General features: G+C 34.4%; 17 protein-coding genes and 1 tRNA gene. 3 read left to right on the top strand and 15 right to left on the bottom strand.

Annotated features, from left to right (window positions below; genetic code table 11):
- The 5 genes from HMPREF0446_RS08855 to trkA all read right to left on the bottom strand — a co-directional run.
- Positions 1-243, bottom strand: a 243-nt coding sequence (locus HMPREF0446_RS08855) for a MucBP domain-containing protein (protein ID WP_407635481.1), incomplete at its 3' end; no start/stop codon positions are given.
- A complete protein-coding gene (locus HMPREF0446_RS02535) occupies positions 222-6,152 on the bottom strand; it encodes a GEVED domain-containing protein (protein ID WP_020991299.1) in 5,931 nt (1,976 codons plus the stop codon). The genes HMPREF0446_RS02535 and HMPREF0446_RS08855, both read right to left, overlap by 22 nt.
- 390 nt (positions 6,153-6,542) lie before the next feature.
- Positions 6,543-7,460, bottom strand: coding sequence for a DMT family transporter (locus tag HMPREF0446_RS02530; RefSeq protein ID WP_006702977.1), 918 nt, complete (start codon positions 7,458-7,460; stop codon positions 6,543-6,545).
- Positions 7,461-7,471: 11 nt separating this feature from the next.
- The gene (locus HMPREF0446_RS02525) at positions 7,472-8,938 is read right to left on the bottom strand and encodes a TrkH family potassium uptake protein (RefSeq protein ID WP_020991298.1); all 1,467 of its coding nucleotides are present in this window, start codon (positions 8,936-8,938) and stop codon (positions 7,472-7,474) included.
- Positions 8,939-8,950: 12 nt separating this feature from the next.
- Complete coding sequence (gene trkA, locus HMPREF0446_RS02520) at positions 8,951-10,303, bottom strand: Trk system potassium transporter TrkA (RefSeq protein ID WP_006702979.1); 1,353 nt, start codon at positions 10,301-10,303, stop codon at positions 8,951-8,953.
- A gap of 130 nt (positions 10,304-10,433) precedes the next feature.
- On the opposite strand from trkA, the gene HMPREF0446_RS02515 reads away from it, so the two are divergent.
- On the top strand, positions 10,434-10,880 hold the full coding sequence (locus tag HMPREF0446_RS02515) for a SprT family protein (protein WP_006702980.1): 447 nt from the start codon (positions 10,434-10,436) through the stop codon (positions 10,878-10,880).
- Positions 10,881-10,942: 62 nt separating this feature from the next.
- Positions 10,943-11,025: transfer RNA gene (locus HMPREF0446_RS02510), tRNA-Leu, on the top strand.
- 178 nt (positions 11,026-11,203) lie between these two features.
- Here HMPREF0446_RS02510 and HMPREF0446_RS02505 read toward each other — a convergent pair.
- The 3 genes from HMPREF0446_RS02505 to gorA form a co-directional block, all read right to left on the bottom strand.
- Complete coding sequence (locus HMPREF0446_RS02505) at positions 11,204-11,584, bottom strand: VOC family protein (protein ID WP_006702981.1); 381 nt, start codon at positions 11,582-11,584, stop codon at positions 11,204-11,206.
- A gap of 229 nt (positions 11,585-11,813) precedes the next feature.
- Complete coding sequence (locus HMPREF0446_RS02500) at positions 11,814-12,515, bottom strand: YjjG family noncanonical pyrimidine nucleotidase (RefSeq protein ID WP_006702982.1); 702 nt, start codon at positions 12,513-12,515, stop codon at positions 11,814-11,816.
- A gap of 128 nt (positions 12,516-12,643) precedes the next feature.
- Positions 12,644-13,993, bottom strand: coding sequence for a glutathione-disulfide reductase (gene gorA / locus HMPREF0446_RS02495; protein ID WP_020991297.1), 1,350 nt, complete (start codon positions 13,991-13,993; stop codon positions 12,644-12,646).
- A gap of 229 nt (positions 13,994-14,222) precedes the next feature.
- On the opposite strand from gorA, the gene HMPREF0446_RS02490 reads away from it, so the two are divergent.
- Positions 14,223-15,419, top strand: coding sequence for an O-antigen ligase family protein (locus HMPREF0446_RS02490; protein WP_006702984.1), 1,197 nt, complete (start codon positions 14,223-14,225; stop codon positions 15,417-15,419).
- 288 nt (positions 15,420-15,707) lie between these two features.
- Here the strand turns inward: HMPREF0446_RS02490 and HMPREF0446_RS02485 are convergent, their stop codons facing one another.
- From HMPREF0446_RS02485 to HMPREF0446_RS02455, 7 genes are all read right to left on the bottom strand, one after another.
- Positions 15,708-16,541, bottom strand: a complete 834-nt coding sequence (locus HMPREF0446_RS02485; protein ID WP_006702985.1) for a nucleotidyl transferase AbiEii/AbiGii toxin family protein — start codon at positions 16,539-16,541, stop codon at positions 15,708-15,710.
- Positions 16,534-17,130, bottom strand: coding sequence for a type IV toxin-antitoxin system AbiEi family antitoxin domain-containing protein (locus tag HMPREF0446_RS02480; protein WP_040507458.1), 597 nt, complete (start codon positions 17,128-17,130; stop codon positions 16,534-16,536). The genes HMPREF0446_RS02485 and HMPREF0446_RS02480 overlap by 8 nt, the downstream gene beginning before the upstream one ends.
- A gap of 419 nt (positions 17,131-17,549) precedes the next feature.
- Positions 17,550-19,970, bottom strand: a complete 2,421-nt coding sequence (gene pheT / locus HMPREF0446_RS02475) for a phenylalanine--tRNA ligase subunit beta (protein WP_006702987.1) — start codon at positions 19,968-19,970, stop codon at positions 17,550-17,552.
- Positions 19,971-19,982: 12 nt separating this feature from the next.
- On the bottom strand, positions 19,983-21,032 hold the full coding sequence (gene pheS, locus HMPREF0446_RS02470) for a phenylalanine--tRNA ligase subunit alpha (protein ID WP_006702988.1): 1,050 nt from the start codon (positions 21,030-21,032) through the stop codon (positions 19,983-19,985).
- Between the two features lie 360 nt (positions 21,033-21,392).
- On the bottom strand, positions 21,393-21,602 hold the full coding sequence (locus tag HMPREF0446_RS02465) for a hypothetical protein (protein ID WP_006702989.1): 210 nt from the start codon (positions 21,600-21,602) through the stop codon (positions 21,393-21,395).
- Between the two features lie 8 nt (positions 21,603-21,610).
- Complete coding sequence (locus tag HMPREF0446_RS02460) at positions 21,611-22,150, bottom strand: NUDIX hydrolase (protein ID WP_020991295.1); 540 nt, start codon at positions 22,148-22,150, stop codon at positions 21,611-21,613.
- A gap of 89 nt (positions 22,151-22,239) precedes the next feature.
- On the bottom strand, positions 22,240-24,480 hold the full coding sequence (locus HMPREF0446_RS02455; RefSeq protein WP_006702991.1) for a peptidoglycan D,D-transpeptidase FtsI family protein: 2,241 nt from the start codon (positions 24,478-24,480) through the stop codon (positions 22,240-22,242).
- Positions 24,481-24,599: the final 119 nt, after the last annotated feature.

Raw genomic sequence — 24,599 nt, 5'->3', positions numbered from 1 at the left:
CTTTATCTTTGTGACTGTTTTAACTTTTTCGTATACGTGCTCGATATCTCCGTTTGGAAGTTTCTTAGTCTCTACGAAGCGGTAGCCTGGAATATCTTTCTTAGGTTGTTCTCCGTCTTCTGTTGGATAATTTGGAATTTCGTTTCCGTCTTTATCTTTGTGACTTGTTTTAACTTTTTCGTATACGTGCTCGATATCTCCGTTTGGAAGTTTCTTAGTCTCTACGAAGCGGTAGCCTGGAATATCTTTCTTAGGTTGTTCTCCGTCTTCTGTTGGATAATTTGGAATTTCGTTTCCTCTTTATCTTTATGACTTGTTTTAACTTTTTCGTATACGTGCTCGATATCTCCGTTTGGAAGTTTCTTAGTCTCTACGAAGCGGTAGCCTGGAATATCTTTCTTAGGTTGTTCTCCGTCTTCTGTTGGATAATTTGGAATTTCGTTTCCTTCTTTATCTTTATGACTTGTTTTAACTTTTTCGTATACATGTTCTGTATCACCATTTGGAAGAGTCTTAGTTTCTACGAAGCGGTAGCCTGGAATATCTTTCTTCGGAGTTGTTCCTTCTTCAGTAGTTGTTCCTGGAATTACATTTCCATCTTTATCTTTGTGAGTTGTTGTCACTTTTTCATAGATGTGTTTTGTATTTCCTTTTTCATCGATTTCAGTTTTAACTACTTTATATCCTGGGATATCTTTTGTAGGTTTAGTTCCATCTTCTGATGGTGATAATGGATTTCCATCTTTATCAACATGTGTAGTATTTGGACGTACTGTTGGAGTGTACTTAGCTGTTACTGGTGTTCCGTTTTTGTCAACACGTTTAACTGTTACACCTGATGCTTTTCCTACAAAATCTGGTTCTGGAGTAAATGTTACTTTACCATTTTCATCGATTGTGTAAGTTCCTTCTCCAGGTACTTTCTTCTCAGTTGTTCCATCTTCAAATGTTGGTTTTACAGTTTCGTCGATTTCTACTGGTACTTCTTTACCGTTGATTGTTACTTTTCCACCTTCAAATGTTGGTGTTCCTGATTGAGGTTGTCCTTTTGGCCCTTCAGATTCAGAATCTTTTGAAGTTGGAGTTACTGGTACTACTACTGGAGTGTACTTAGCTGTTACTGGTGTTCCATTTTTGTCAACACGTTTAACTGTTACACCTGTCGCTTGACCTGTAAAAGTTTTTTCTGGTGTAAATGTTACTTTACCATTTTCGTCGATTGTATAAGTTCCTTCTCCTGGTACTTTCTTCTCAGTTGTTCCATCATCGAATGTTGGTTTAACAGTTTCGTCGATTGCTACAGTTTTTTCTTCACCATTTACTGTTACTTTTCCACCTTCAAATGTTGGTGTTCCTTCTTGAGTTGCACCTTGAACATTTGTAGTAATTACATCAGTACTTGTTGGTGTTGTTGGTTTAACTACTGGAGTGTACTTAGCTTTTACTGGTGTTCCGTTCTTATCTTCACGTTGAACTGTTACACCTGTTCCTTTACCAGTGAAGTTTTTCTCTGGTTTGAATGTTACTGTTCCATCTGGAGCTACTGTGTAAGTTCCTTCTCCTTCGATTGTTACTGAATCAACTGGGTCTCCAGTTTTTGGATCTACTAATTTAGCTGGCTTGTCTTCGTTGATTTCTACAGTTTTTTCTTCACCGTTTACTGTTACTTTTCCACCTTCAAATGTTGGTTTACCTGTTTGAGTTGAACCTTGAACATCTTCAGTTATAGCGTCTGTTCCTGTTGGTGTTGCTGGTTTAACTTCTGGTGTGTACGATGCTTTAACTGGTGTTCCGTTCTTATCTTGACGAACTACTTCAACGCCTTTAGCTACACCTGTGAAAGTTTTTTCTGGTGTGAATGTCACTGTTCCGTCTGGAGCTACAGTGTAAGTTCCTTCACCTGCAACAGTTACTGAATCTACTTGTTCTCCAGTTTTTGGATCTACTAATTTGGCTGGTTTATCTTCATCGATTTCTACAGTTTTTTCTTCACCGTTAACCATAGCAGTCCCACCTTGGAATACTGGTTTACCAGTTTGAGTTGCACCTTGAACATCTACAGTTTTAGCTGGTTCTGCTGTTGGTGTTGCAGGTACGATTGATGGAGTATAAGTTGTAGAAACTTTTGTTCCATTTGTGTCCTCACCTTGAACTTCAGCTGGTAGTACTTTACCAGTGTAAGATTTATCTGTTGGTGTGAATGTTACTTCTCCTGTTGCTGGATTGATTGAGTAAGTACCTACTGGAGTTACTCCATCTTCAGCGTATGCTGGAGTTGTTTGTCCTGCTGGAACTTCATTTCCTTCTTTATCTAGAAGTTTGTATGAATTCTCTTTAATTGGGGCAATAGTGTCTCCTGGAGAGAATGTTGGAGTTCCTTTTTGAGTTTCACCTTGGATAGCTGCTGATTGAGCTGGTTCTGCTGTTGGTGTTACCGGAGTAATCTTCGGTGTGTAAGTTGTTTCTACAGCTGTTCCGTTCTTATCTTTAGCTTGAACACGTACTGGTTGTACATCTCCTGAGTAAGTTTTGTCTGTTGGCTCGAATACTGCAACAGCTTTTCCATCTACAGTTTTAAGAGTGTATTTACCAATTACATTTCCTTCTGGATCTTTAGCTGGCACTTCAGTAGCTGGTTGTCCATCTTCACCTAGAAGAGTGTAAGTAGCTGGATCGATTTCTACAGCTTTTTCTTTTCCAGCAATTGTAGTTTTTCCACCTTCGAATGAAACTGCACTTTCTTGAGTTTTACCTTGAATATCTTGAGTTGTAGCTGGTTCTGCTGTTGGTGTTACACCTACGATAGATGGTGTGTAAGTTGTATCAACTTTTGATCCATTCTTATCTTCAGCTTGAACTTTAGCAGGTTGTACTGGTCCTGTATAAGATTTATCTGTTGGTGTGAATGTTACTACACCTGTTGTTGGATCTACGGTGTATTCACCAATTTTTTTACCAGTTGGGTCTAGAGCCTCTACTGGTCCATTTGCTTCTGTTCCATCTGGATTTAATAATTTTACAGATCCTTCTTTAATAGGTACTTCTGTATTTCCTTCTGTAAATGTTGGTTTACCTGTTTGAGTTTCCCCTTGTACTCCTGTTGAAGTATCTGGAGCTGCTGTTGGTTTAACAGGTGTTACAGTTGGCGTGTATTTTGTAGTAGCTGTTGCTGTTGCAGGTTGACCATTTTTATCTTGACCTACTGGTGCTGTTAATGATACGTCAATACCTTTAGCAGTTCCTGTAAATTGTGGTTCTGGTGTAAATGTTACCGCTCCTGTTTCCGGATCAATTGTGTATGTTCCTTCACCTTTTACTGTTACAGTTTTTTCATCTGTTGGTTGTCCAGTTGCTGGATCTACTAATTTAGCAGGATATTGTGCACTTGGAGTTACTGCATCTGGCGCAGTTCCGTCTCCATCTTTATCTACGTCGATTGAGAATTTAGGTGTTTTTGTTTGTGGTTTACCTTGGATATCTGTTGATTCTTCAGGTGTTCCTTTGATTTCTTTTGGAGTTACTGTTGGAATATAACGTCCATCCATAGAACCTTTAGCTGCAAGTCCAGTTAATTGAACTTGTTCACTAACTAATTCAAGTTGATCTTTATTTTCTCCTTCACCACCGATGATTGTACGACCTTCGTTACCCCAACCAGTAGTGTTACCATTTACGTCTGTACGACGAATTGTAATACCATCTGCTGTACCGACGAAGTTTGCTTCTGGAATAAATTCTACATCTACATTTACACCGTTGTCAGTAATTTTATATTTACCTTGTCCTGGTACTACATAGTAACCATCTACTAAGTCAGCATCTCTTACTAATGATCCATCAGGTTTAACAATTTGTGATTTAACTGTTGTATCAATAGCATTGTCTTTATCAAAATCATAGTTCTTTTGACCGTATGCATTAAATGCTACAGTTGATGTTTGAGTAGCACCTTGTACATCTTTAGTTTCTTTTTTAGTTCCACGTGGTGGAATTGTTTGTTGAATTTGGAAGTCTTCTACTTCCCCAGAGTATGCAATACCAGTTGGTGCCTTAACATCAGCTTTGTCATAAGCAATACGTAAACGAGTAGCTAGTTTTGTAGCAGTTGTGTCTACGTTTTGGTAATTGTTTGTCCAAGTTAGTGTTACTTTTCCATCTTGTGTTACTTCTGTAACCCCTGCAGCTTCACCTTCATCGAATTTACCATTATTATTGAAGTCGATCCAACCATTAACATAAGCTTTAGCTTCTCCGTCTAGGTGAGCATCAAATGTCATTGAGTATGTTCCATCATTAACTTTTTTAAGTTTGTAGTTATCATTTGGAGCTACATCGTCACCCATTAATTGACGAGCGCCTTCATCCGCAGCACCGATACCATTAATATCATCGTATACAAATGCTGTTGTTTTGTTAATTGGAGTTGTACGAACATCAACGTCAGCTGGAACAGATCCTAAATATGGTTGTTTTTGTCCATCAGATTTAGAGATAGAGTGCGCTACTCTTCCGTAAGATGCAGGAGCATCTCCTTCATCTAAAACCATGAATCCAAGCATTGACCCTTGTTGACCTGCAGATAAAATGTACATACCAATATTTTTAGCATTACGTGTCATGACTAATGGAGTTGAGAACCCTGATTCACGGTGAGTTGATACCGGTCCGAAAACTTGTGTTCCTAATCCATCTGCATGAATAGTACCATCTTTTGCTGTTGCAGTAATTACTGTGTCTGATGTAACTGTTGTATTGAAGAATCCTGCACCTTTGTCAGCTAAGAATGGAGCAAAAGCTGGTTTGCCATTTCCTTCAAGCGTATAAGAAATACCTAATTGTCCATCTGTTCTATTTTGTCCGTGACCTGCAGTATCCACTGTTCTTCTTTCATATATTTCTCCAATATACGAACGAGCAGTACTATATTGCGGTGTTGTGTTTGATAATTCAGTTACTAATTCAAATCCATCTCCATCTGTTTTATAGATTTCAATTTCAGATGAACCAGCTTCTTCCCCAGTTAAGAATACAACGTTCGAAGGTACTTCTTTTCCGTTTAAAGTAGATTTAACTGAGAATTCTACCCCTACGTTAGCTCCATCTACTACTGATTGAATAACTGTTTTACCTTGTGTATCCATACCGTTTGTTTTTGCAACAGAGTAACCTCCTTGTGTTACTACTTTTAATTCAGCCGGTGTATTATCTTTGTAGACGTTTTGCGCATTAGCGTCATATCCTGCTCCACCACGTTTTTTGTACTCATCTGTTGAGTTGAATGGAGCTAATTTAGTAACTGTTAATGTAACAACATATCCTGGTGAAATTTCTTGAGTGAATTTTGTTCCTACTTTAAGTCGATCTCCATCACCAATATTTTCTACCGTTGCTTTACTATTAGCAATATCAAACCATTTAATTTGTTTCGTTAATCGTTCAGTATTTTTATCTGCATATTGCTTCCAATGATTTGCTTGTTCTTCTTCTGAAAGTGGTGGTTCTGTTACTGTATCTGCAACATCCGCACGGAATGCATTTTCTTTATTGATTTCTTTACCATTACGTTCGTCATTTTTACCAGTATTTGCAATTGAATTACTTTCTGAAACCGGTTCTGTATTTGCTGCAGATTTACCTACAGTTGGTTTGCCATTTGTTGTATCTTCTGTTGCTGGTGTTTCTTTCTTTTCTACTGATTTATTTTTTAATTTTGAGTTAACTGTAGTAACTAGTTTTTGATAAGCTTTTGTTAACTCTTCTTGTGTTTTTGCACTTGTTAATGTAGCTTGTGCTGATGATAGTTCAGCTTTTAAACTAGCTACACTTTCTTCTGTTTTAGAAGCATATTTCCCTGCTTCGATATTAGAAGTAATTTCTTTAATATAGTTCTCTAATTGAGTTTTATCTAATTGAACTGTTCTTTCTTCTTGTTTTGATTCTTGCTTTTCTTCCGTTTTCTTAGGAGCAGTTTCCTCTGCTACTTTTTGTGTTGTAGTTTCTGTTTGTACTGCTACTTCATTTGCAGATGCTACTCCACCTGCCATGAAAAACATTCCACTAGCGATCATTACACTAGCTACACCTTGAGTGAATTTACGAATACCAAATTTTTGATATTGTTTAATAGGTTTTTGTTGATTATTTTTACCCATTTAACATTCTCCTTTACATATTTTTTAAAACTTGTAATTAAGATTATATTAAATTCACAATTATAAGTCAAGAAATTTATTTTAAAAAAATATTTTTTCATTTATTTTGCAACTTTATTTTCATTTCCAATATTTTCATAATTCCTTTTATGATAAACAAAAAATCATTTATGTCTTATTTTATATATACAAATGTATTTAAATTCCTTATTTTTCGAAAAATATCTTCATAATGTAGATATATTTTATCCAGAAAAAAGTAACCATGTATATAAGTCGTTAACGATTTGCATATATACGTTTTCATGAAATATTCACAAAATCTTTGTGCAATATTCTAGTTTGTTCATAATTAAAAACCTCTGCGACATCATCTCGCAGAGGTTCATTTTATTTTTCTATTCTCATATGTTTTTCTTGCAATTGTTCTTTCATCGTAATGAGATAAACCGCTATTAATATGAGTACAATTCCCACAATATCAATTCCTTGGAATACTGCTCCCAATAAAATAATCGAAAAGAATACTGAGGAAATTGGTTCTGCTGAAGCCAATAAACTCCCTTGAACAGGTCCAATGAGTGAAACTCCTTCTAAATACAATGTATAGGCAAAAATAGTTCCTATCCCAATAATACCAATAAAGGCAAATAAAGTGTAAGGTTCCCATTGAATCGTATATTGCCAACTAGCACTTCCGATATAAAATAAAATTCCACCGGACAATAATCCTAATCCTGTTACAATTAAACTGCCCCATTGCTGAATTAATTTACCAGGTAATAAGGTATATAATGCATAGGTAAATGCGGAAATAATTCCCCAAAATAATCCTGCTGCACTAAGGGATAAATTAAATGGATTTCCATGAGTTGCAATAACAAATGTACCTACTAACGCACAAAATATTGCAATAAATTCCATCACGGTTGGTACTGTCTTCTCTTTTATACTCACATAAATGACAATTAAAATCGGACAAGTATATTGCAGTACAGTCGCTGTTCCAGCATTAGACGAATGGATGGCAATTAAATAGGTCAATTGACATAACATCAATCCAAAAATTCCAAAGAACAACATTCTTCCCATTATTTTTGGAGACTTCACTACTTCACGAAATTGCTTTGGTTGTTTCCAATATGCAAAAAGTGTTAAAACCAAACCTGCAATCATCATTCGAAGTGCTGTTAAATAAATAGGAGAAACTGCTGAATCATTCATCAAATATTGACCACAGGCTCCAGATAATCCCCACGAAATGGCTCCGATTAATGTGTAAATTCTTCCCTTTACTAATTGATTCAAAACGATCCCCCCTATTTTTCAGAAATGAAGAACGCTCCTAATGAAGTGGTAGAGAATAATAATATCATTGGATAAATCTCTAAACGTCCAGCAATCATTCCTAGAGAAAGTAAAATCGTATTAAAATCAGAATACATAGAGAAATTACTTGTTGGTCCTACTTCTCCTAAACCAGGACCAATATTATTAAAGGTCGCTGCAACACTTGAAAATGCTGTTAAAAAATCAGGTGCTTCAATCGAAACAGAAATGAGTAATACTAAAAATACGGCTACATACACTAATAAGTAATTCGCAATTCCACTCGACATTTTATCGTCAACTACTTTTCCGTTAAACTTCGACATAATCACTCGACGTGGTTGTCCCATTTTTTTAATTTCAGCGATAGCATTTTTGAAATAAATTACTACACGAGAAACTTTAATTCCTCCAGCAGTTGAACCTGCACAACCACCAATAAACATTAATAATAATAACACTACTTGAGGAAATACACCCCACAACCCAAAATCAACTGTAGAATATCCTGTTGTTGTAATAATAGATGAAACTGTGAAAAATACACTTCTAAACGGAACATCTAACTGAGATTGTACAATGCTTAATGAAGCAAAAATAGCGACAGATGCAAATGCAATAATTCCAATATAAGAACGTCCTTCTTCATCCGTCAACACTTCTCGAATCGATCCTAATAATAAGAAATAATATAAGTTGAAGTTCACACCAAATAACATCATTCCAACACCGATAATCCATTCAACCATCTCAGGATTTTGATAAATGGCAAATCCTGCATTGTTAATAGAGAATCCACCTGTTCCAGCTGTCCCGAATGATAATAATAAGGCATCAAATAACGGAACTTTAACAAGCATTAAAATAATGACTAAAATCGCAGTCATCACTAAATAAATCGCATATAAAATTCTGGCAGTCTTTGCTAATTTGGATACTAATTTTCCAAAAACCGGTCCTGGAACTTCCGCACGCATCAACTGAACGGAATCAGATCCTGTACTTGGTAAAATCGCTAACGCAAATACTAATACTCCCATTCCTCCCACTAAGTGAGTAAAGCTTCGCCAAAATAATGAAGAATACCCTAAAATAGATAAATCACTTAAAATACTTGAACCAGTTGTTGTAAAACCACTAGCTGTTTCAAAAAATGCATCTGCTACATTAGGAATCTCTCCTGCAAATACAAATGGTAACCCTCCAAAAAATGAAAGTAATATCCAACTTAGCGCTACCGTTACAATCCCATCTCGTGGCATAATTTTCATATTTTTAGGCTTTGCTAGTGTACAAACTGTTCCAATAACAACTAATAAAGCAATTGTTCCCGCATAACTTAACAGTTGATGGATACTTTCACGATAAATCAAACTAACGATTACTGGTAGAAGTAATAATAAAGCTTCTACTTGTAAAATTTTTCCTACCAAATAACATACTGTTCTTCTTTGCAAAATCATCAACTCCTATTCCAAAATATCGATAATATCATCGAAGTTTTTCTGAGTTGTTACGACGATTACTCTATCATGTGGTTCTAATTGGTCATTCCCATCCGGATAAATTAATTTTTCTCCACGCACGATAAAAGCAATTAATAAATTCGATTTTGTTTTTAATTTAGATAACGGAATACCACAAACACGACTATTTCTTTCGATACGGAATTGTAATGCTTCTACTTGATTATCGGCTACACGATATAAAGCTTCTACGTTTGAACCTTTTGTATTCGCACGAGCACGAACAAATTGAACAATTTCATTGGCAACAATTTGTTTTGGCGTAATAATGGATTGTGGGTCGACATTTTTTAATACTTTTAAAATACCTGTACGGCTCATTTTAGTAATAACTTTTCGAACTCCACGGTGTTTAGCAAATACAGATAAAATTAAGTTTTCTTCGTCAATTCCTGTTAATGAAACGAATGCATCATAATTTGTCAACATTTCTTCTTCTAAAACATCGTGATCTGTTCCATCTGCATGAATGATTGTAGCAGTTGGAAATTGTTCACTTAAGAATTTTGCACGATCTTCATTCACTTCAATCACTTTTGGATGGATTTTAGTCGTTTTTAACATATCTAATAAATAGTAAGCAATTTTTCCTCCACCAACAATTAAACTAGAACGGACTTGTTTGGTAATATAATTCGTAATTTTTAAGAAGGTAGAAATATCTTCATATGCTCCTGTGATATGGATACGGTCCCCTTTTTGAATAAAAGAATCCCCACTTGGAATAAATACTTCAGAATCACGTTGAATCGCACAAACTAGGATAGTCCCGAATCGATTTCTAAAATCTTTTAAGCTTAATCCAATTAATGGTGAATGTTCTTGAATTTCCAACTCAATTAAACTAACGCGATTACTTGCAAAACTTTCTACACTTAAGGCAGATGGATATTTAAAAATTTTAAAAATATCACGTGCTGCTGATAATTCTGGATTAATCAATAAGGAAATTCCTAAACTCTCTCGAACAAAATTCAACTGTTGAGAATACTCTGGATTTCGAACACGAGCTACTGTATATTCCGCACCAATTTGTTTTGCTAAAATGGCCGCGATAATATTAATTTCATCCATTTCAGATACAGCTAGAAAAATATCTGCATTCGCAACTCCTGCTTCTTGTTGGATATCATAACTTGCACCATTCCCAACAATCCCCATAATATCAAATTTATTCATCATTCTTTCTACAATGACTGGGTTTTTATCAATTAAAACAATATCATTTGCTTCGGAAGTTAGTTCTCGACAAAGTACTTCGCCGACCTTTCCTCCACCAACAATTACTATTTTCACACATTTTCCTCCAGGTCTTTAAAATCTTCCGAGTGTCATTTTACTCTTATAATAGAAGAACGTCAATGTATTGCAATAATCTCCTCCCTTATATTACAATGGATACATTAAAATAAAGGAATAGATGTAAATGAAAGAATTAGACTTACAACAATTATGCCAAGAAATTTCAAAAGAATACTTTCATAAAGCGTTTCGCCATCAGATTACTTATAACGCTCGACTAAAATCAAGTGGTGGACGTTACATTTTGAAAACAGGCAATATTGAGATTAATCCTAAAGTTGAAACAATTCTCGGGAAAGAAGTCTTAATCGGCGTTATTAAACATGAATTATGTCATTATCACTTGCATCAAGAAGGAAAAGGTTATCGACACCAAGATAGAGATTTTAAAATACTCTTACGAGAAGTTGGAGGACACCGCTTTGTAGAACGAATGGAACCTTATCGCTATGTTTATTCTTGTAAATCTTGTAGAGCTACTTTTCACCGTATGAGAAAAATTGATACCAATAAATTCCGTTGTGGTCGATGCCGTGGAAATTTAGTGTTGGATTCTAAGAACAATCCGTAAAGCTTTAACGATTTTTAACACTTGCATTCTAAGAGAAACTTTGATACCATTACATACATTGAGCGGTCGTGGCGGAATGGCAGACGCGCTGTCTTGAGGGGGCAGTGGGTGTATACCTGTGCGGGTTCAAGTCCCGCCGGCCGCATAAAATATAGAAAAGGGATAAAATCATAGTTCCATAGAACGTGATTTTATCCCTTTTATTTTGTGTTTTGATATTCTATCAGATGAACGACCCAAGGATTTTCATAATAGCAACAATGAGACCGCAGGGCTGCTGCCGTCCTCATGCTACTATGTAAAATCCATTAAAAACTATATTTCTAACGATAGACAATCTCAACTTTTATTCTATCTGGATCTTCAAAATATAATGCATAATGATTTTTCCCACCAGCAAATGGATATTTGTCATCATATAATAATTCTACATTGTCTTCTATCAACTGTTCTCTAATTTTCGTAATAATCGTTTTATCAGAGCAGGAAAACGCCAAATGATTTAATCCTACATGACAACGATGATAATTAGTAGATTGATATTTTTCTTTGACTTGAACAAATACAATATAAAAACTTTCTTTTTTATAAGAAAATCCTTTTTCCCATTCTTGAAACAATTCAAATCCTAATTGAACTAAAAATTTAGAATAGAATAATTTTGTCTTCTGTAAATTACTTACATATAATTCAATATGATCCATTCTTATCCTCTCCCAACAATCTATGCTACTATGATATAAATTCATTAACTTCTATACGTTCCCACATATCATATATGACCGAACCCAAAGGATTTTCATAGTAGCAAAAGTGATAAAATCTGCACTGTAGATTTTATCACAGGAAAAGTTGAGACCTCAGGCTCAACTTTTAGCAATGAGACACCACCAGGTGGCTGCTTGCGTCCTTATGCTACTATAGATAAATCCATTATAAAACTATTTTATACAGTTCTGACAAATGCCCAATCTGATACGTTGGCTCTACAGACAACAATTCCTCCGGCTCAGTTGGTCGTTCAGGGTTTTCCATATACCAACAAGTATCCATTCCAATACGACTTGCCCCATAAATATCCGCCTTAAAACTATCTCCAATCATTAAGGCATTCTCAATCGTCATTCCTTCTGTTTGGGCTACAACAGCTTCAAAAAATTCTTTACTCGGCTTACGATATCCCACAACTTCAGAAATAAATAACTTTTCAAAGAAGTTTTCTAATCCAGCTGTTTTCAAACGTAATAATTGAGTTTCTTCAATTCCATTTGTGGCTGCAACCATGACAAAGTCTTTCTTTAATTCATGAACAATTTCTAATGCATCTGGCATCATCGTATTCGCTTCTGCTAAATAGTGACGGAATTTTTTCTCACAAATACTGCCATCTACTTGAATCCCATAATGTGCAAACCAGCGAACAAATCTTTCTTCATTCAAATAAGTTTGAGAAATCTCTCCCTGTTCATATTGTTCCCATAATCCTTTATTCATTGTACGGTAAACTTCTAAAACTTCTGGAGTAAACTCTAATCCATCTTCTTGGCTAATACGAGATAAAGCATAGTCTTCTGCTCCCCAGAAATCAAAAATTGTATTATCCAAATCAAAAATTAAATATTCGTATTTTTTCACTTCTTTTCCTCCTAAAATCTTATGACAATTTATCATACACTCTGTAGCTTCATTCTTCAACTAATATCATTTCAACAAAAAAGGATACCTTTGCTGAAACAAAAGTATCCTTATCCTTCAAATTTTCTTTATCTCATTGTAACAAATTCTTCAGAAGCGGTTGGGTGAATCGCTACAGTTGCATCAAAATCTGCTTTAGTAGCACCCATTTTAACTGCAACTGCAAATCCTTGAATCATTTCATCAATACCTTCCCCAATTCCGTGTAACCCAATTACTTTTTCTTCTTCCCCTAATGTAATTAATTTTAATTTTGTCATTTGACGGTGAACTGTAATCGCTGAGTACATTCCTGCAAAAGTTGATTGATATACTTTAATATTTTCTGCACCATATTTTGCTTCCGCTTGTTCTTGTGTTAAGCCAATAGAACCAATTGCTGGATGTGAGAATACAACTGTTGGAATTAATTCATAATCCATTTTCGCATCTGTTTTACCATTGAATAAACGTTCTGCCAATGTTCTACCTGCTTTAATCGCTACTGGTGTTAATTCTTTTTCACCAGAAACATCTCCTAGTGCATAAATGCCAGGTGTTGTTGTATTTTGATACTCATCTACTTGAATAAACCCACGTTCTGTTAGTTCAACTCCTGCTGCTTCTAAATTTAATTGTTGAACATTTGCTTTACGACCTACTGCCCAAATAACTTTTTGACTTGTATGAGTTGTGCCATCTTCAAAGTGAATTTGAATATCTCCATTATCTAATTTTTCTAATTTTTGAGGAACTTTATGCGTGTGTAATGGTTGACCATTTTTCTTCATTTCTTCCACTAATACTTCAACAATACCTTGGTCAAATCCTCTTAACGGGCCACCTTTACGAACGAATAAGTCAGTTTTTACTCCTAATCCATGTAAAACTCCTGCTAATTCAACAGCAATATATCCTGCACCAATAATTGATACTGATTCTGGTAATTCTTCCCATGCAAATACATCATCAGAAGTTCCACCAAGTTCACTACCTGGAATATTTGGAACAAAAGCATATGAACCAGTCGCAATGACAATATGTTTTGCACGAATCTGTTCACCATTTACTTCTACTGTATTTTTATCTACAAAACGAGCATATCCTTCAATATAGTCAATTCCATTTCGATTGAAATTGTTTGAAAATGCTTGACGTGAACGTTCAATGTAAGCTTGACGATTTTTTCTTAATTTTTTGAAATCAAATGAAGTTTCTCCAATTGTATATCCATAATCTGATGCATAATTTTTAAGTGTTTCTGAAACTAAAGCTCCATACCACATTACTTTTTTAGGAACACACCCAACGTTTACACAAGTTCCCCCAATGATATTTCCTTCAATAACGGCTGCCTTTGCTCCATGCATGGCTGCACGATTCATCGTAGCACTACCGCCGCTTCCTCCACCAATTGAAATAATATCGTATTCTCTCATGTTTTTTCCCTCTTTCATCTTTATTTAAAATATCTTTACGATTTAATTTACAAATATCATATCATTATCATAAGTTTTTTGTCTTCTATGTTGCTCACGTGCCTATGTTTTTTATGAGAAAAGTTATAATCTGCTTAAAAATGTTTCCCATTTCAATGAAAAATGGTAAAATAAGTCAGATATCATACCATTCATTTGAGAGCATTCTCATTTTTAGAAAGGAATTATTATGAAACTAATGTATATCCTTGATAAGATCAAGCGATTCCCAAACCAAGATTTGGCACTCTATTTAATGATTGTCAGCATCTTCTTGCCGTTTTACTTGTTTTTATCATTGTTCTTATTTTATTTTATCCTGTTAATTTTCACAGGAAAAATGAAACATATTTTAAGACAACTACTGAATTATCCCGTGTTATTAACGTTTATTGCCTATAGCACAATTATCTCAGCAATTAGTGGAAATTTACTAGGAGTTGCAGCTTCCATTTTATTTTTATGGTTTGCCATATTCTTTGTTTATTACCAGAAACGGATTAATCAAGATTTTTTCCATATTGTCTTACAGACCATTTTACTCGGAAGTATTTTTGCAGCGCTATTTGCCTTTTTAGAACATTTTGAAATTGTTCATAAATTTAACTACTCATTTTTAGCACCGAATATGCAAGTTTGGCATCAAAATCGTGCAGAGGTTACATTCTTTAATCCAAATTATTACGGAATCATTTGTTGTTTCTGTATTATGATTGGTTTTTACCTTTTCACAACGACCAAAAATTGGAAATGGAAAGTCATCTGTATTATCGCTTGCTTTATCAATTTATTCGGATTGAACTTTACTCAAAATAGAACAGCTTTCCCAGCCATTATTTGCGGAGCTATTATCTATTTATTTACGACAATAAAAAGTTCTCGAGCATTTTGGCTAAGTGTTGGCGTCTTTATTATTGGACTATTCTTCCTATTTTCAAATGATATTGGAGTTCGAATGGGAACATTAGATTCATCTATGGATGAACGTATTTCCATTTGGAATGCAGGATTTACACTTTTCAAACAAAATCCATTATTTGGTGAAGGTCCATTAACGTATATGCATAGTTATCAACGAATTGGTGCGATTTATCATGAACATGCGCATAGTATTTATATTGATACGATTTTAAGTTATGGATATATTGGTACTCTATTATTAGCAATCGCTAGTATTAAGCCTGTTCGTAGTTTAATCGAAATGAGTCGTCAACCTCAAAAACGTCCCATTGTTGGATTATATGTTTCATTTTTAGTCGTTGTTGCGGTTCACGGAATTTTCGACTTAGCACTATTTTGGATTCAGTCAGCTTTCATTTTCCTAGTTGTAATGTGCAGCATTCCAATGTGGGAAAGAAACGAAACAATTGACATACCGCATGAATAATGAACAAATAAACAAAAAAACTTTCCTCATTATGTAGGAAAGTTTTTTTATTTTATACGTTCCAAGCTGAGGAATAAAAGAATTTTCTTCGTAGTAAAAGCAAAAAAGTCAGAAAATTTCTGACTTTTTTTGTAGGGAAAATTCGAGACCTAGGCTCGAATTTTAGCCATGAGACTCGCACAGCGAGGCTGCTGGCGACCTTACTACGCAAGGGAATTCTTTTATTCCGTAGCGTATTAACAACTTTTAATTTTTTTGATAAGTAAGAAGTTAATTTCGATTCAGAATTTACATAACCATCTCTATTAAAGTATTTAGACTTTCTATAATCTCACTAAACTCAATTCCTTTTGCGTATGGATTTTTCTTTTGATATCTTATCCATCTCTCTATAATCAAAGAATCCCTATTAATATGACTAACAATAGCTTTTGCTTCATCCTTTGAAACTTCTGTCTTTCTATAACTAAACGTCTTAGAAACTGCTATTTTAAGTTCCTTTATATTTATAACTTCTAATTTATTTTTCAAAATAGCATAAATATCATAAAAATCTTTACTTCTACTATTATTTTCTCCACGTGTAAGTATTGTTTGAAGTTTTTCTGATAACACTGTTTCCAATGGATACATATTCAATTCAATATTATCACCTAAAATTGTGCTATATCTTTCTAATCTTGGTAAAGGATAAATCGGATCTCCTGTAGCAATATCAATACTAAATGGAATTCTAATATTTGCTAAGTGTCCAATTACATGAAATCTTAGACCACCATATTTGTCTTCCGCTTTTATCTTCTCAACAGTATCATTTAATTCAAACCATAAATCTTTTTTATTAGTATCTCCCAATATTTCTTTTAAAATTCGTTTTAATTCTACAGTTTCTATAGTAAATCCCTTAACTAAAAAATCAATATCTTGTGTAGATCTATTTTGAACACCTAAAGAATAAGTTAATAACATACCACCTTTAAGCATAAAATTTTCTCTATGTATACTAATAGAAATTAACTTTAAAAATTCATCAAAGAAAAATTTACTTAATACCAAATTGTAATTTAAATCAAGTTCCTTTGCTTTATTCCTTAATTTTTGAGTTATACTTTCTTTATTCATATACAATCACCTCAAGTATGTCCTCTATTTTTTTTGATATTCCTAAATTCTGAGCATATTTCCTCAGTTTCCATACATCTTTAGAATCATTCTTAATATATAGATTCCAAGCTTTTGAAAATATCTCTGGATCCTGATTTTTTCTATCTCTTACTAAGTCGCAAATCGTCCTCTCCATATCATACGCACACACAATATTTCCCATATCCGTTTTAATTTCAGCTTTACCTAGCTCATACCATTCTTTTTTCACTTGATGAACAATAACCGAATTTTTAATGCGCCATGCATTGTAACCTTGCTTTACTGTTACTTCGTTAGAAAATGGCAATCTATCTGTTAGTCTATGCAAATATAGTGCTGTTTGATAGGAATAAATGCAAGCCTTATTTTGAAGTTGAAAGAAATAAAGTTCATCATAATTATCAAAATTTGGATCAAAGTAAACACCTCTTGTTACTCTTTCTAGCTCTCCTTTTTTCACCAAATTCGTAAGATACCATGAATCAATTTTATTATCTGTTAATTCCTTTGCCGTTATGATTCCCTTGTTCTGTTTTATTAATTCTCTTATTTTATATTCATTCACTGCTACCACTTCCTTTTGTGCTTTATTATATTCAAAGTAACGCACAAAAACAAGTTTAAATGTTTTAAATTTTTATTTAATTAACCTTGTATAGAGTATACTTTTCGATTATTTCATTATATTCGTACCTTCATATTATTTCGTCCTCTCTCTATTTTTTGAAATTACATTTCACTCTTTATATACGAAAAAAGGCCGAAAAATATTTTTTATTCAAGAAATTTTTTTGTTTTTAACGTTACAAGCGGAGGAATAAAAGAACTTTTCTTAATAGCAAACACAAAAAAATCCAGTTAAAACTGGATTTTTTTGTTTTAGGAAAATTCGAGACCTAGGCTCGAATTTTAGCCATGAGACTCGCAGAGCGAGGCTGCTGGCGTCCTTGCTATTCAAGAAAAGTTCTTTTATTCCGTAGCGCCTTATCGAATAGTTACATCATCCAATGCAACTAAGGCTGTTTGGATACGATCCATTGCTTGTTTAATTTCTTCCTCTTGTAAAGTAGCTTCTTTATTTAAGAAACGAATCGAATAAGCTAATGATTGATACCCTTCTTGTACATGCTCTCCTTTATAAACGTCGAATAAAGTAACTGATTGTAAATATTGACCAGCCTGTTCTTTAATGACTGCTTCTAATGTTGCATGCGCCATTGATACAGGAACTAATAACGCAATATCACGTGTCATTGATGGGAATTTTGGTACAGATTGAATCACACGTTCTTGTAATCCTTCTGCTAATAAAGGTTCCACTAATAATTCAAATACAAATGTATCTGATAAATCTAATTCTTTTTGAATCACTGGATGAATTTTTCCAATAAATCCAATTAATTCTTCGCCTAAATAAATATAAGCTGTTTGACCTGGATGTAATTGCCCAATCGCATCTGTTGCAACAAAACGAATACGATCACTACAGTTTAATTCTGCAAAATAAGCTTCTAATACTCCTTTTAATGCGAAGAAATCAACAGGTTGTGCTGGTGATTGCCATGAAGCATGACCCCATTCTCCTGTTACTGCAGCTCCAATCACTTCTCTTTCCTGGAAATCTTCAGAACCGTCTTTACCAATAGAGAATACTTTCCCTACTTCAAATAAACGAACATTTTGTTGTGAACGAGCGACATTATATTGTAATGCTTCCAATAAACTTGGTAACATTGACTGTCTTAATTCACTTCTTTCTTCACTCATCGGTAAGTCTAAACGAATACTTGGTCTTTCTTCTACTGTAAACCAATGAGATTTTTCAGGAGTTGTTAACGCATAAGAGTACGATTGAGATAAGCCTGCTCCTTGCATAAATTGACGAGTCCAACGAACAAAGCGTTGTTTCTCAGTTAATCCACCTTGTGTACTTGCAGTTGTTGGTAATGTAGAAGGAATTTTATCATATCCATAAATACGTCCTACTTCTTCCACTAAATCTGCTTCAATTGAAATATCAAATCTCCAAGCAGGAACTGTCACATGGAATACTCCTTCTTCTTCTTTTGTAGGATAAGCTAATTGTTTAAATACTTGTAATACTTCTTCTGTTGAAAGGCTAGTTCCTAAAACATGATTTAAGCGTTCTAATGAAATTGAAACAACTGGTAACTCTAATGTTAGTGATTGCGCAGAAGCAACTCCTTCAACTACTTCACCATCTCCTAATTCAGCAATTAATGCTGCAGCTCTCTTACCAGCTTGTAAAATTGTCGCTTTATTAATTCCTTTTTCAAAACGGCTACTTGATTCACTTCTTAAATTATGTTTTTGAGAAGCTAAACGAATCGCTTTTGGCTCAAATAATGCTGATTCTAATGCAACAGTCGTTGTAGTTTCAATAATTTCTGAATCTAATCCACCCATTACACCAGCTAAGGCAACTGGTTTTTCTCCATCTGTAATGACAATTTCATTACTTAATGTACGTTCAACACCATCTAATGTTACTAATGTTTCGCACTCTTTTGCACGACGAACATGAATTTGTTTTGAATTTAAACGATCATAATCAAATGCATGTAATGGTTGTCCATATTCCATTAAAACATAGTTTGTAACGTCAACGATATTATTAATTGGACGAACACCTGCTGCAATTAATCGATTTTGCATCCATTGTGGACTTGGTTTTACGGTCACATTTTTAATAATTTGTAAGTGATAAGCTGGAGTATCTACTTCATCTTCAACCGATACTGTCATCCATGGATCTAATGAAGACGAACCTCCTTCTAAAAATTCATCTGGTGTTAATGTATTTTCTAAATTATAAATAGCACCAATTTCATGAACAGAACCTCTTATACTTAAAGCATCTGCACGGTTAGCTGTAATATCTAATTCCACAATCGCACTATCTAATGCTAATGCTTTAACAGCATCCATTCCAACTTCAATCGCATCATCTTCAAATACATAAATGCCTTGCTCATATTCTTTTGGTACTAATGAAGAAGGTAATCCTAACTCTTGAAGAGAACAAATCATCCCTTGAGATACGACTCCTCTTAATTTTCCACGCTTAATTTTATGACCACCAGCAATACGTGCTCCATGAGTTGCTACGATAATTTTTTGTCCTTTAGCAATATTTGGTGCACCACAAACAATTTGTAATGGTTCTTCTTCAGCAACATCTACGGTTACGACATGTAAATGATCTGAATCTGGATGATCCACTACTTCTAATGCACGACCTACGACTAAACCACTTAGTCCTTCACCTGGAACAGATACACTATCTACCTCAATCCCAGTACGTGACATTTTTTCCCCTAATTCTTGAGGAGTAATTGAACTTAAATCTAAATATTCATTTAACCATTCATACGATAATTTCATATTCTCTTCTCCTTACTTCGTAAATTGATTTAAGAAACGAACATCATTCGTATAAAGTGAACGAATATCTTCGATTCCATATTTCAACATTGCAATACGGTCTTGTCCTAATCCAAAGGCAAATCCACCATAAACGCTTGAATCCACTCCAGCAGCTTCTAATACATTCGGGTGAACCATTCCAGAACCTAAAATTTCAATCCAACCTGTTCCTTTACAAATTGAACAACCTTGTCCACCACATTTGAAACAGGTAATATCTACTTCTAAAGAAGGCTCCGTAAATGGGAAGTAACTTGGACGTAGGCGAACTTCACGCTCTTGACCAAATAACTCTTTGGCAAATGCAGCTAATGTTCCTTTTAAGTCTGCCATTGTAATATGTTTATCAATTACTAATCCTTCGATTTGATAGAATTGATGGGAGTGAGTTGCATCATCATTATCACGTCTAAATACACGCCCTGGACTAATCATTTTTAATGGTCCTTTAGAGAAATCATGTTTTTCCATCGTTCTTGCTTGAACTGGTGAAGTTTGCGTACGTAATAAATACTCAGGTGTAATATAAAATGTATCTTGCATATCACGAGCAGGATGATCTTTTGGTAAGTTCATCATTTCGAAGTTATAGTGATCTGATTCTACTTCTGGACCTTCTACTACTTGATATCCTAATCCAATGAAAAAATCTTCCACTTCATCACTAACGTGACTTAATACGTGTTTTGTACCGACTGTCATTGGACGACCTGGCATAGTAACATCGATTGTTTCTTTACGTAAAGATTCTACTAATGCTTTTGCTTCTAAGTCTGCTTTAATACTAGCAATTTTTTCTTCAATCACACTACGTAATTCGTTTGCTAAAGCTCCTACTTGTGGACGTTCTTCAGGAACGATATTTTTAATATTTTTTAAAACTTCCGTAATAGGTCCTTTTTTTCCTAATTGTTGCACACGAATTTGTTCAACTTCTTTTAAAGTTTGAACGGTTTCTAATGCAGCTAATACATCTTGACGAATCGCATCAAATTGTTGTTTCATTTCTGCTAAATTCATTTTGTTTCCTCCTATAAATCATTTTAATAAACAAAAAGTCCCTTACAATTCCTAAAAATTGTAAGGGACGAACTTTATCGCGGTACCACCCTCATTCCTGCATTGCAGGCACTCGGCGTTATTAACGGTAACGAACCGATCCATTATTCATCTTATCGAATCCCAATGGCGACTTCGGAAGTGAAAAGTTGTAGATTTTCATGAAAGGCTTTCAGTCGCTGACCTTTCTCCCTAATAATGAAATTTTCTAAAACCCTTTTCCATCAATGTCTTTAAATATATGTGTTATTTTATCAAAGCTCTTATAAATTGTCTAGCCTTAAATGATGTTCTAAATTAGAATCTAATATTTCCATCATTTTATAAGAAGATTTGAACTCCGATTGCTACAATAATCAGTACAATCATCGCAATCATCCAAATCGTTAAAAAGCGATTATATCTTTCTAAAAAAGGCTTTTTAGGAACTGGTGAATCATTCCATTCAATCTCTTCACTATTTTGAGACCTTTTTTGCTCTACTACATGTTCTCTCAAAGCTTTTCGCGTTAATAATGGTTCTTTCGACATATTTTCTCCTATTGATGCAATGCTGCATATTGAACAGCAATAATCGTTTTGGCATCCGTGATTTCTCCATTATGGATTTTCTGAATCACTTCTTCCACTGGAATCCACTCAATTGAAACAAATTCATCTTCATCTAATGGTGCTGCATTTTCTAAATGCTGAATTCCTTTTGCTTCATAAAGATGAATTTTTTCATTACAATATCCAGGAGTTGGTACTAAATCAACTACTTTTTTCCATTCATTTGCACTTAATTGCGCTTCTTCTTCTAACTCTCTTTTTGCGGCTTCTAATGGGCTTTCTCCATCGTGGTCTAATTTACCTGCTGGAATTTCTAATGTATGAGCTTCAATAGCTTTGCGATATTGACGTACTAATAAAATCTTTCCCACATGAACAACAAGAACTGCTACTGCTCCATTATGTAATACGATGTCTCTCGTTGATTGTTTTCCATTTGGAAGAGAGACTACATGGTGTTCAACTGTAAAAATACCACCTTTGTACTTCACTTCTTTTTGTACGGTTACTTCTGTAAAATCATTCATAATCACGCCTCCTTAATAGTATTATATCTTGTCTATTCATTTTATCAATAAAAAAAGGCTTTTGAAAACTCAAAAACCTTTTTTATTGATTATTGTCCTTGTCTTCTTACTGGAGCTACAGGAACAGTCGTATTTTGTTGTTGTCGTACTGTTGCAGCTTGAGTATTTTGTTGGACTTGTGCATTCGCTGCTTGTTGTGCTGGACGATTTCCTGCTTGAGTATTTGTTTGTCCATTAGCAGTTGTAGAATTTGTTGATGAAGTTGAACTTTCTTGGTGGAAGTATGCATCATACACTTGTTTTGTAATTCCAGCTGCAAAGTCTCCAGGAATTCCATTTGAAAAATATGGTGCAACTACTGATACAACAATTTCAGGATTATCAGAAGGAGCATAAGAAGCAAATGTAGAGTTCTCTACTTCCTTTTGTTTAAATTGTGGTAATGGTCCATCGTAGAACGCTTCTACTGTACCTGTTTTACCAGAAACAGAAGGCGTATAATTTCTAAATGTATAAGCTGAAGTTCCGTTTGCTCCATGCGTTACACGATATAATCCCTCTTTAATATGATCAATTAATCCTGCTTCTACTTGGAGAGAATTCATAATTTTTGTTGGAACAACTGTCTCTAAATCACCAATTCCTCCATCTTTACCTGTTGAATGAATTTCTTTTACTAAACGAGGTGCAATACGTGTTCCTCCATTGGCAATAGTAGCCATATATTGAGCTAATTGTAATGGCGTATATAAGTCAAACTGACCGAACGCAAAGTCCAGTGCAGAGAAGGCAGCACCTGTACCACCATTATATCCTTTTCCTTCATTAGGTAAGTCAATTCCTGTACGAACCCCTAAACCAAATTGGGCATAATACTCACGTAATTTATCAAATACGTTAAGATTAATATTTAATTTTCCACCTTTTTTATACTCATATTGTCCACCCATTCTCATGGCTAACTTAATCATATAAACGTTAGAAGAACGCTCAATCGCATCTAAATCTGTTACAGGAATACTACCATTACGGTTGAATACAGAACTTTTCGGTTTAGAAGCTTCAAACTCAATTGGTTCATCGACAATCGTATTATCTTCTCTTGTAATAACTCCATCCATATATCCAGAAATAACTGTTGCCGCTTTTACAGCTGACCCCATCCCAAAGGCACCATTAATAGCTCCTAAGGCATCATCTTCAATTCCAGTTACTTGATAATTTTCATTATATTTTTTCTTTTTACCAGTAATTCCTAAAACATCTCCGGATTTTGGATTCATTGCAACAACATACACTCGGTCTGCAGTGGCATCTGATAATCCTTCTACAGCTTTAGTAACAATATCTTCCAATTTCTTTTGAAAATCCGTATCAATTGTCATCACTAAATTGGAACCAGCTTTTCCACCATAACGTTCTTCGTGGTTAACCACTTCTCCACGATTATTCGTTTGGCTTTGAACCACTGTTTCTGTTCCACTTAAAACTGATTCATATTGTTCTTCTAAATAACTTGTACCTACACGATCATTTAATGAATACCCTAGAGTTAATAAAGAACGCACTCTATCAGAAGGTAAACCTGTTGTTTCAGAAGATACAGAACCTAGAATTGTCTTCAACATATCTCCCATTGGGTATTCACGATCCCAATCTGAATCAATGTCAATCCCTTTTAACTCTCCAAGACGTTCACTAATACGAGCAACTTCTTGTTCTGTTACAGAATCATTTTTAATCGTAACGGTTGATAAGGCATAGGCACTATTCATCTTCGTAAAAATAGCAATTGCTTGTTTTTCACTATCAGAATAATTGATTTGTTCTTCTGTAATATGATCTAACTGCATCTCATAAGTCTTACTATTCGATAAGCCTTCTTTGGATGCTTTCTTTTTCTCTTCTGCTGTTAATAGCTTACTAGCTTCCTCCGGATGAGTTGCAAACCAATAATCTTTTAAATCTCTCTCTCTTAATTTACTAGTATCTACTGTAATAAACTCCGTTAATTTTTTAGCGGTTTCCAACATACTTGCTGTTGTAGCATCTGACGAACGTGTATAGTTCACTGCTAATTTTGGTTTATTTCCTACTAAAACTTTTCCTTTACTATCATAAATAGAACCCCTTGGAACTGCTTTTTTTGCAGTAGAAGTTTCTGTACGTTTCACTAAGGCGATGAAATCATCCCCTTTGACTAATTGAACATACGCTAATCGTCCGATTAATGCCATAAAAGAAAAAAACACAATAAAAAATAATAAATTTAATCGAAATGGAATATGTGATTTTTTCTTTATAGGACGATTTTTTCTTTTGTTAATCATGTATTCACATCCATCTTTTAATATTCACTGCTCCATTATAGCATAATTTAGAATTGGTTTAATAATAAATCTATCAGATTTTAAAATAATTTAACGAAATAAAATGGATTTTTAATCAC

The organism is Granulicatella elegans ATCC 700633 (assembly GCF_000162475.2).
GTDB classification, from domain to species: Bacteria; Bacillota; Bacilli; order Lactobacillales; family Aerococcaceae; genus Granulicatella; species Granulicatella elegans.
The sequence above is the reverse complement of the archived record's forward strand: the minus strand, read 5'-3'. Positions and strand labels throughout refer to the sequence as shown.

Coding starts and splice junctions, on each gene's coding strand:
- HMPREF0446_RS02535 (WP_020991299.1), bottom strand. CDS start 6,152: ATGGGTAAAAATAATCAACAAAAACCTATTAAACAATATCAAAAATTT.
- HMPREF0446_RS02515 (WP_006702980.1), top strand. CDS start 10,434: ATGAAAGAATTAGACTTACAACAATTATGCCAAGAAATTTCAAAAGAA.
- HMPREF0446_RS02505 (WP_006702981.1), bottom strand. CDS start 11,584: ATGGATCATATTGAATTATATGTAAGTAATTTACAGAAGACAAAATTA.
- gorA (WP_020991297.1), bottom strand. CDS start 13,993: ATGAGAGAATACGATATTATTTCAATTGGTGGAGGAAGCGGCGGTAGT.
- HMPREF0446_RS02490 (WP_006702984.1), top strand. CDS start 14,223: ATGAAACTAATGTATATCCTTGATAAGATCAAGCGATTCCCAAACCAA.
- HMPREF0446_RS02485 (WP_006702985.1), bottom strand. CDS start 16,541: ATGAATAAAGAAAGTATAACTCAAAAATTAAGGAATAAAGCAAAGGAA.
- pheT (WP_006702987.1), bottom strand. CDS start 19,970: ATGAAATTATCGTATGAATGGTTAAATGAATATTTAGATTTAAGTTCA.
- pheS (WP_006702988.1), bottom strand. CDS start 21,032: ATGAATTTAGCAGAAATGAAACAACAATTTGATGCGATTCGTCAAGAT.
- HMPREF0446_RS02465 (WP_006702989.1), bottom strand. CDS start 21,602: ATGTCGAAAGAACCATTATTAACGCGAAAAGCTTTGAGAGAACATGTA.
- HMPREF0446_RS02460 (WP_020991295.1), bottom strand. CDS start 22,150: ATGAATGATTTTACAGAAGTAACCGTACAAAAAGAAGTGAAGTACAAA.
- HMPREF0446_RS02455 (WP_006702991.1), bottom strand. CDS start 24,480: ATGATTAACAAAAGAAAAAATCGTCCTATAAAGAAAAAATCACATATT.